General features: G+C 39.3%; 10 protein-coding genes. 1 reads left to right on the forward strand and 9 read right to left on the reverse strand.

The window, feature by feature from the left end:
- Window positions 1-142: 142 nt before the first annotated feature.
- From H5072_RS06140 to H5072_RS06160, 5 genes are all read right to left on the reverse strand, one after another.
- Window positions 143-1,381, reverse strand: coding sequence for a uracil-xanthine permease family protein (locus H5072_RS06140; RefSeq protein WP_149593033.1), 1,239 nt, complete (start codon window positions 1,379-1,381; stop codon window positions 143-145).
- A gap of 10 nt (window positions 1,382-1,391) precedes the next feature.
- Window positions 1,392-2,021 carry a uracil phosphoribosyltransferase gene (gene upp, locus H5072_RS06145; RefSeq protein ID WP_002958676.1) on the reverse strand — a complete coding sequence of 210 codons (630 nt, stop codon included), beginning with the start codon at window positions 2,019-2,021 and terminating at the stop codon, window positions 1,392-1,394.
- Between the two features lie 146 nt (window positions 2,022-2,167).
- Entirely contained in the window at window positions 2,168-3,124 is a 957-nt protein-coding gene (locus tag H5072_RS06150; RefSeq protein ID WP_182693006.1) for a phosphotransferase, read from the reverse strand.
- A gap of 270 nt (window positions 3,125-3,394) precedes the next feature.
- Window positions 3,395-3,877, reverse strand: coding sequence for a hypothetical protein (locus tag H5072_RS06155; RefSeq protein ID WP_182693007.1), 483 nt, complete (start codon window positions 3,875-3,877; stop codon window positions 3,395-3,397).
- A gap of 25 nt (window positions 3,878-3,902) precedes the next feature.
- Complete coding sequence (locus H5072_RS06160) at window positions 3,903-4,454, reverse strand: hypothetical protein (protein WP_182693008.1); 552 nt, start codon at window positions 4,452-4,454, stop codon at window positions 3,903-3,905.
- A gap of 125 nt (window positions 4,455-4,579) precedes the next feature.
- Here H5072_RS06160 and H5072_RS06165 point away from each other — a divergent pair, with 125 nt between their 5' ends.
- Entirely contained in the window at window positions 4,580-5,734 is a 1,155-nt protein-coding gene (locus tag H5072_RS06165; protein ID WP_182693009.1) for an IS110 family transposase, read from the forward strand.
- A 937-nt stretch (window positions 5,735-6,671) separates the two neighbouring features.
- Here the strand turns inward: H5072_RS06165 and H5072_RS06170 are convergent.
- The 4 genes from H5072_RS06170 to H5072_RS06185 all read right to left on the reverse strand — a co-directional run bounded on the left by H5072_RS06170 (window position 6,672) and on the right by H5072_RS06185 (window position 8,408).
- Window positions 6,672-6,986 (reverse strand): CC0125/CC1285 family lipoprotein, encoded by a 315-nt coding sequence (locus tag H5072_RS06170; RefSeq protein WP_182693010.1) that lies wholly within the window; start codon window positions 6,984-6,986, stop codon window positions 6,672-6,674.
- Window positions 6,987-7,112: 126 nt separating this feature from the next.
- On the reverse strand, window positions 7,113-7,616 hold the full coding sequence (locus H5072_RS06175; RefSeq protein WP_182693011.1) for an arsinothricin resistance N-acetyltransferase ArsN1 family B: 504 nt from the start codon (window positions 7,614-7,616) through the stop codon (window positions 7,113-7,115).
- A 117-nt stretch (window positions 7,617-7,733) separates the two neighbouring features.
- Complete coding sequence (locus tag H5072_RS06180; RefSeq protein WP_182693012.1) at window positions 7,734-8,060, reverse strand: Imm50 family immunity protein; 327 nt, start codon at window positions 8,058-8,060, stop codon at window positions 7,734-7,736.
- 99 nt (window positions 8,061-8,159) lie between these two features.
- Window positions 8,160-8,408: a hypothetical protein gene (locus H5072_RS06185; RefSeq protein WP_182693013.1), complete on the reverse strand. Its 249-nt coding sequence runs from the start codon at window positions 8,406-8,408 to the stop codon at window positions 8,160-8,162.
- Window positions 8,409-8,569 lie beyond the last annotated feature (161 nt).

Genomic DNA, 8,569 nt, shown 5'->3' on the forward strand with positions numbered 1-8,569 from the left:
AACTCCTTTGCATACGATGCGTTCTGGAAATTAAATGCAGATACTAGACCATTATTATTTTTGTATATTTATTAATAGGTTAAAAAAATAGCGCATTGAAAATGCGCTATTTTGGTGCAATATTTTTAACTTACGTGCACTATTAACTCTCTTGAGGCTGCGCCTTAGGTAATACAAGGTTGAGCACAATGCCTAAAATAGCGCATAAACTTACGCCCTCTAAACTAAATTGGCTACCACCTATATGCATACCGCCAATACCGCACACCAAAATAAGTGCAACAATACTTAAGTTACGTGGTGCTGTTAAATCATCGCCCGACTTAACTAATGTATTTAAACCCACTACAGCAATAGAGCCAAAAAGTAGAATCATAATGCCACCCATTACAGGTACAGGTATAGTCTGTAAGCCAGATCCCATTTTAGCAACAAAGGCTAAAATAATGGCGATAATGGCTGTCCACATCATTACTTTAGGATTGAAGTTTTTGGTAAGCATAACTGCTCCCGTTACCTCTGAGTAAGTAGTGTTAGGCGGGCCGCCAAATAATGATGCTGCAGACGTCGCAAGGCCATCACCAAACAAAGTACGGTGAAGCCCAGGTTTTTTCAAAAAGTCTTTATTGGTTACTTGGCTAATAGCCATCATGTCGCCAATATGCTCAATTGCAGGTGCTATTGCTACAGGCACCATAAACAAAATAGCCTGCCATTTAAACTCAGGCCATGTGAAGTTTGGTACAGCAAACCACTGTGCGTTAGTTACTGCATCAAATTGCACAACGCCCATACCAAGCGATAAACAATAACCCGCAACAACCCCTGCCAGAATAGGTATAAGCTTAAATACGCCTTTTCCCCACACTGCAAAAATAAGCGTAACCACTAACGAGAACAACGAAATATAAATAGCACTGTTGTAATCAATAATTTGAATACTTCCGTCGCCACTTTTACCCATCGCCATATTTACAGCAACAGGTGCAAGCGCTAAACCAATAACCATAATTACAGGGCCTACAACCACAGGCGGTAAAATTTTATGAAGCGTTGCAACGCCCTTAAATTTTACTAATAAACTTAAAAGCATATAAGCAAAGCCCGCTACCATTAAGCCGCCCATAGTGGCTGGCACGCCCCACATTTGCACAGCGGCAATAATGGGTGCAATAAAAGCAAATGATGAAGCTAAAAATATAGGCACTTGGCCTTTAGTCACTACCTGAAACAGCAAAGTACCAATGCCAGCGGTAAAAAGCGCAACATTAGGATCCAAGCCCGTTAAAAGTGGCACTAATACCAGCGCACCAAATGCTACAAACAGCATTTGCGCGCCCGTTAAAATAGTTTTTATTGAAAAGGTGTCATTATTTTGCACTTAAAGACTCCTAAACAGTACCGAATATTTTGTCGCCCGCATCGCCTAAACCAGGGATAATATAGCCCTTTTCGTTTAAGTGGCTATCTACAGAGGCTGTAAATATTTCTACGTCGGGATGTGCTGTAAGTGTTTTTTCCACACCTTCTGGTGCAGCTACTAATACAATTACTTTGATTTCTTTACAGCCTGCTTTTTTAAGCATATCGATTGTGGCAATCATTGAGCCACCGGTTGCAAGCATAGGGTCAATAACTAAGCTTAAGCGCTCATCAATATTACCAACAAGCTTTTCAAAATATGGTACTGGCTCTAGCGTTTCTTCGTTACGTTCAAGACCAACAACACTTACTTTAGCGGCTGGTAATAACTGCATAACACCGTCCATCATGCCAAGACCAGCACGCAAAATAGGCACTACGGTAATTTTTTTACCCTTAATGTGCTCTACTTTTAATTTATTGCCATCCCAGCCTGTAATTTCGTTATCTTCTAACTGTAGGTTTTTAGTTGCTTCGTAGGTTAATAAGGTTCCAACTTCAGAACATAATTCACGAAAGCTTTTAGTACTAATACCATGCGCTCGCATTAGGCCTAGTTTATGTTGAACAAGAGGGTGAGAAATAACGTGAATTGCCATGATATAAACCTACTGATACAAGAATTTGCAGTATTTTATATTAAAAAAGGTCATTTGACCTGTAGTTTTAAAGAGATTTTCATACATCGTGCCAAAATGTATTGTTTTGCTTGATATTTATGCAAGAGATTAGCAAAACCTGTTTATTAAATGTTACCCGCTAACCAGCTGTTTACTTGCTGTTGCATATAACTATTTATTTTTTGATGCTCGGGGCTCCACCCAGCTAAAAATCGATAAAAGTCAGCCCATGCAGCAGGCCATAAAGCGAGCCAATCGTCAGCTATTTTACTTGCTGGTGCCCAAGGGTGATAAGCTGTAATAGCAGCCTTTAAATTGTCAAAATAATACACAAGGTACTCATCAGCGCACTCGTGTAATTGTGCATCACTCAAGCAACTGGTCATAAAATACATTACATCAATTATCCCAGAACCTGCACCTATATACTGAAAATCATAACCGAGTATTTCATCTCGCTCATTTGCTGCAAAGTTAGCGAGTTTTGCATCGCCATGAATCAGCGTTTTATACGCACAACTTTGTAGTTCCTCATCTATTTTATGTGCAGCATTTTTAATATCGGACTTTTTATCAAGGTTATCTTTTAGTTTATTAAACTCATCTGGGCGCGTGCTTAAATGCCAGTAGTTGCCTTGCTGCCATAACCCTTCAGCGGGTTTACTTAAGTTAAACGCATGAAAGTGTGCAAGCCACCTTAATATAGCTTTAACATGTTGTGGCCCTGCTTGAGTAAACCCATGTTTGGTGAAATCCTTAAACACCAGCGCATATTCATCATCTTTATTAATTGCACCTATACATTCAATACTTTGCGCATGCACTGGTAAATGCTGGCTATAAAGCTTATAAAATGTGTATTCAACACTATATGAGTGCTGCTTTCTTTTAAGCGCAAATTCGCTTTGTTTAATTTTAGGATGGTGTATATAACTGGGTATTTTAATCGCTTTAATAACGCAGGCTTTATCATCAAGCTGGCACTGCACAATACTGCCACACCCACTCCAAAGTGATGTAAGCGTATCGCCAATTTCAATGTGCTTAAAGTGAGGTTGTAATAAAGGAATGTAAAATGCCATAGCTATATTAAGTAATTAAGTTTTTTGTAGTTTAACATTAGTGGACGTTTTTAATAAAACTAAGGCATAAGAAAGCTCCACTTGGTTTTATACAAGTTTGTATGTAAATAGTGGCCAAAATCACTATGCCACAACACTTTGATTTTAAAATTAACTGGATAAAACCATGTCTTCCTAGGTTGAGTATATTTAGGCATTTTAGCCTCTTCAAAGTGATGAGGAGGTGTCCACTAAAACGGGTGAGGAGCAATGTCCTGCTTGAATGGTTTGTTATGTAACCTTTATACCACTTTCCTCAAAAAACTTTTCTAATTTACTTTTATTAATGTTTGATAGAAAAGCAAAAGATCTAAAGGTAATACCGACTTTAGATTTAAAGTCTATTAGGTGACCCAGCGGACCAAGATTATAGGAGCGTATTTCTTGAAGTGAATCAAGTGCAATGTCATCTTTAAAAAAGCCATGACCGTAAAAGTACAACCTATTTTGATGAATTTGAAAAACAGGCTTACTTAAGGCTCTCATAGACCAAACCCAAAGGATAAAACCAACACCAAATAAAATAATCAAAGTAAAATCTAAACGATAGTTAAGCAAGCTAAGTAATAATTCATCATCACTCCTATTACGAGCCTCTAAGAAATAAACACCTAAAAAGGTTCCTATCGGAACTCCAGGTATTACCCAGATGTACATTAAGAATGCTTTCCACATTGGATAACGTTCTGTGGACGAGTTTCTCCAGAATTTCACGATTCTTCCTTGGTTACATAACGCGCTAATCAGTCGAGCCGTTGTTTGGCGTCGGCTGCATTTGCTTGTTAGCTTGAATATACTCTAGTCCCATTTCTTTTTTGCATATATCTCCGCTCTCAAACTTTTCATCAGAATAAAATAGTGCACCAATTATCTTATTATTTGTTGGGTTAAAAGACACACTTAACGAATCAACTCCCTTAGCTTCATTGCGATTGATTTTTAAAGTCAAAGAGGTTTGGTTTTCTGTGCGTTGCATTTTAACGTGTGTAACAGAAGAAACTTGGTAAAAAGCAGGATACAGAATTAAGGAAGAACTGAACGCGTTAATTAAGGCTTGTTTATCATTCCACTCTGGAATTGATTTCTTATACCTTTCCATTGCAGTTAAGTAATCATGATATTCATCTATTCGATCAGCAGAGTGGTAACTTTTTGATAGGTTCTTAACGTCATAAATATAATTATTGATTTGAATAAGCTCATCACTTGAGCATACGTTAGCGAAACTCCCTGCTGTGAAAGTCGAACTTAGTAGCAATACTAAATGACTAAGTTTCATATTTGAAAACATACGCCTCCCTTCAAGCTAGACATAATGACTCCCACACGGTGTTAGCCTCCGCTTTTCGTGGGTTAGCTTAATTCAAAGCCAGAGCCATAATTAGTTTGTCAATTAACTAAACAGCAGAGGCTAACATGAATAAACATAGCATACTTTTTATCGGTCTTGATACACATAAAGAATTCAATGAAGTCGCCTATATTGAAGAACATAGAGGTGCGAAACCCGTTCATCTTGGCCGAGTTTCGTCTTCCAAAGTGGCCGTTCAAAAGCTTGTTCGTCAGTTTGAATCCAAATACCCTGGCGCAACACTTCATTTTGTTTATGAAGCTGGCCCATGTGGTTATTGGATTTACAGATTAATTACCAGTCTCGGCCATTGCTGTTATGTGGTTGCACCCTCTCTTATTCCCAAAAAGCCAGGTGAGAAGATTAAAACCGATAAACGTGATGCCCTTAAGCTCGCTAAATTACTTAAATCTGAAGATTTAACACCTATTTATGTTCCCGAGCCTGAAGATGAAGCCGTACGTGATTTATCTCGCGCACGCGAAGTGGCAATGAAGGATTTAAAAGATGCTAAATATCAATTAAAGGCACTGCTGCTTCGCAATAATATTAATTACAGAGGCATTGCAAATTGGTCACAAAAACATTTACGTTGGCTCACTGAGCTTGTGTTGCCACATCCCGCGCAGCACATCGTCTTACAAGAGTTTTTACACACAATTAATGAACGAATAAGCCGACTTGAACGGCTAGACAATGAACTAACACACCATGTTCACCAGTGGCGTTATTATCCTGTAGTAAAAGCAATACAAGCTATGCGTGGCGTTCGTTTGTTGGTCGCCACCGGCGTTGTTGCTGAGCTTGGCGATTTATCGCGCTTCGACCACCCCCGCAAATTAATGAGTTATCTTGGTCTTGTACCTAGTGAGCACTCGAGTGGTGGCAAACGCCATATTGGCGCCATCACAAAATGCGGAAACGGCCGAGCGAGGCGCCTTCTCGTTGAAGGCGCACACACTTATCGGTATGCGGCAAATATATCGACAGATATGCAAAAACGACAAGAAGGTTTACCAAAGGACATTATTGATATTGCGTGGAAAGCACAACTTAGGCTCTGCAAGCGCTATAAAAAAATGATAGCCAAAGGGAAACATTACAACCTGGTTGTCACCGCCATTGCTCGAGAAATGATTGCATACATATGGGCAATTGCAAAAGAAGTGGTGCTAACGCCAGTAAATACAAAACTTAGATTGGCAAGAGTACCTGCATGATAAACGAATTAGAGTTAATGCATAGGATCAAGCATCGGGAGTGGCACAACCACCGACGGCGTTAGGATGGCAATGTAGCTAACGCTTCATTGAACCACGAACATAGACTGAAGACAGGTGCCACGACCAAATAAGTAAGGTCTGCTCTGTTACTAGAAATAGTAATAACCAACGAATATCAGCAAGATAACCGACGACATTACTTGCTTCATCCTATGTATTAACTCGCTCTAATTCGAGCTAAAGTAATTATGGCTTAAAAAAGTTAGGCAGGGATCAGTGCGTTTAACTTGACAGTGGGAGTCATACCACCCCGCTTAGGGGCAATAACACGTGGGCTAAAATTAGAGCGAAGCGACTGAGCCCACGTGTCATTGTCCCAGGGAGCTTGCGACCGACTACAGCGGTTTGTTATGCGTTACCCTGTGCAAAATACAACTGTATTTTTTGATTGCGAAATAAAAACAATACCCAGATAACGATAATAGAAGCGCCAATTACAAAACCTAAAATACTATAGAACGACAGGAAGGCAATGATTCCTGACCAGTATATGAAAACGCCCCACAAAGCCCAACGCCGATGATTTATGGTTCCAAAACAGATTGAAAGAACAAGAATGTTAAATGCCAATAAGCTAGGCGCCATTCCTGACAGCCAGAACTCTGTGTAATCAAGTTTGTTACCATTCAGTTCATAGGTTGCGTTTGGCCAAGGAAAATAAGCAAATACCAATAAGAGCAAATTAGTTAGTGCATTTAAGCGATGCTGAAATTTAAACAGAATTGGAGTGCTTTGAACTTCAGTGAACAGTGAAATCAATATCTTAATAATTCAATCCTTTGAGCTTAAAGAGACGCATAACGCTTAACATATGGGGATTTTAGGAGCGCTTTTTCAGCGAGTAAAATTCCCACCATGATGTTTTTGTTAGCAGTCAATTGCACTTGATTTCAGCTTTTTTCCAAGGATGAGCAAATGAAACACCAGCAGTGCCGACAGCCACAGAGTTGTTTTTCCCCAATTCGGAAGTTAATTCTGTATACCCTTTAGGGCATAACTCGTTTGCTCGACGTAACCAATATGCATTAACAGTTTCTGCTGACGTTGTTCCATTACCCAAATATTCAACATAATAGTGATTCTCACCTATCACTTTATCGTTATAGCCGCCCGACCAAGTGTGTGCTTGGTAGCCAGTTGCACATGCTGTTAAGAATATTGTTCCGATAAGTACTGCGATGAATTTCATTTTATCTCCATGTCTAATTTTGACTGCTAACTTTCCAATAACGGGCGCATACATGTGGGGCATAATGGCGCAGCCGCTCCGCATGTATGCGTCCCAGCGAACGAAGTGAGTGAGTTTATTGGCTTGTTAGGTGCGGAGTTTCAACTGCCAATACCCTACGTCCAACCACTTACTAAATTTAAAACCGACATTGCTAAAGTGAGCAACTTTTTTCATACCCAATTTCTCGTGCAAAGCAACACTTGCAAGGTTTGGTAGCGTAATGCCTCCGATTACGGAATTTACTTCTAGTAAATTCAAATTCTTAATTAATTCGGTGTAAAGAAGTGTTCCGTAGCCTTTACCGTGATGCTTTTCGGAAATGTAAACTGAAGACTCTACAGAAAATCTGTATGCAGCTCTCTCTTTCCATTTGGTAGCGTAAGCATAACCGACAATAGAGCCACTGATTTCCATAACGAGCCAAGGAAGATTGGTGCTACGTGATTTTTCTACTCTATTTCGAATATCGGTACTTGTAACGGTCGTTTCTTCAAACGTAATAGAAGTATTTGAAACATAATGGTTATATATGTTTGCAATACTCTCATAATCTTTAGTTTGAACTTGCCGAATCAATTCATGCTCCATATGTCAGTTAACCTCCTAGCACCTAACGCTTTGCACAGCCGCATTTTTGGAGGAACCCGTTTGTGCTATTCAAGCACAAAAAGGAGCGACGGAAAAAATGTCGGCTGGTGCAACTTGTTAAGCATTTTGTATTTTTGCCTGAATGCTTGTGCATTTAAAGTTGCCGCCGATACCGTAACAAGGTTCAATTTCAACTCGATGCACGTTGCCACTAAGTATTCTCATTGTGTCAATCACACTACCTTTTTCAAATTCACTAAGTTCCGATTCTGAAACCCCGTAGAAAATTAGTTCAATCTTAGCATGCAAACATTTCTCAGTATCTATGTACTCAATTTCTAAGGTTAAGCGACCATCTATTTCCTCGTAGCTCAATATAGGAGCATCGCAGAACGCTGGCCAATACCCAAAATATGAAACGATTTCCTGCTGATATTCATTCATATGCTGACGATGCTTAACGCTTAACATATGGGGATTTTAGGAGCGTTTTTTCAGCGAGTAAAATTCCCACCATGATGTTTTTGCTATGTGGCATATTGCTCAAAGTCGACTCATTGTTGAATGATGCACTAGCCAATAACCTACCGCAGCAAAAACACCACCGATTAGAACTGCTAAAGACCATAAAATGGGACCAACAAATACAAGGTTATGATTTTCATTTTGAAGTTTTGCTGCATCGTTATACACAGCCGCACTAAATGCGATGTGAACAATTAAAGTGCCTAGTAAAGGTAACATCGCCCAAACAGAAGCTGATGACCAAAAAATTGGATTACTGATATCCATTTCTAATTTATCTCCATTTTCAAATTATATAATTGCCAGTGAATGACACATAACGAGCCTGTAGATTAACTCGTTTTTAAATTTGTTTTATTGATAAACAAACCATAGCTGAGTTCCTATTTTGGTTCAATCGATTACTGTATTTTTACGCAGAATATAGA

It is taken from the genome of Pseudoalteromonas sp. SR45-5, assembly GCF_014163565.1.
GTDB lineage: Bacteria > Pseudomonadota > Gammaproteobacteria > Enterobacterales > Alteromonadaceae > Pseudoalteromonas > Pseudoalteromonas distincta.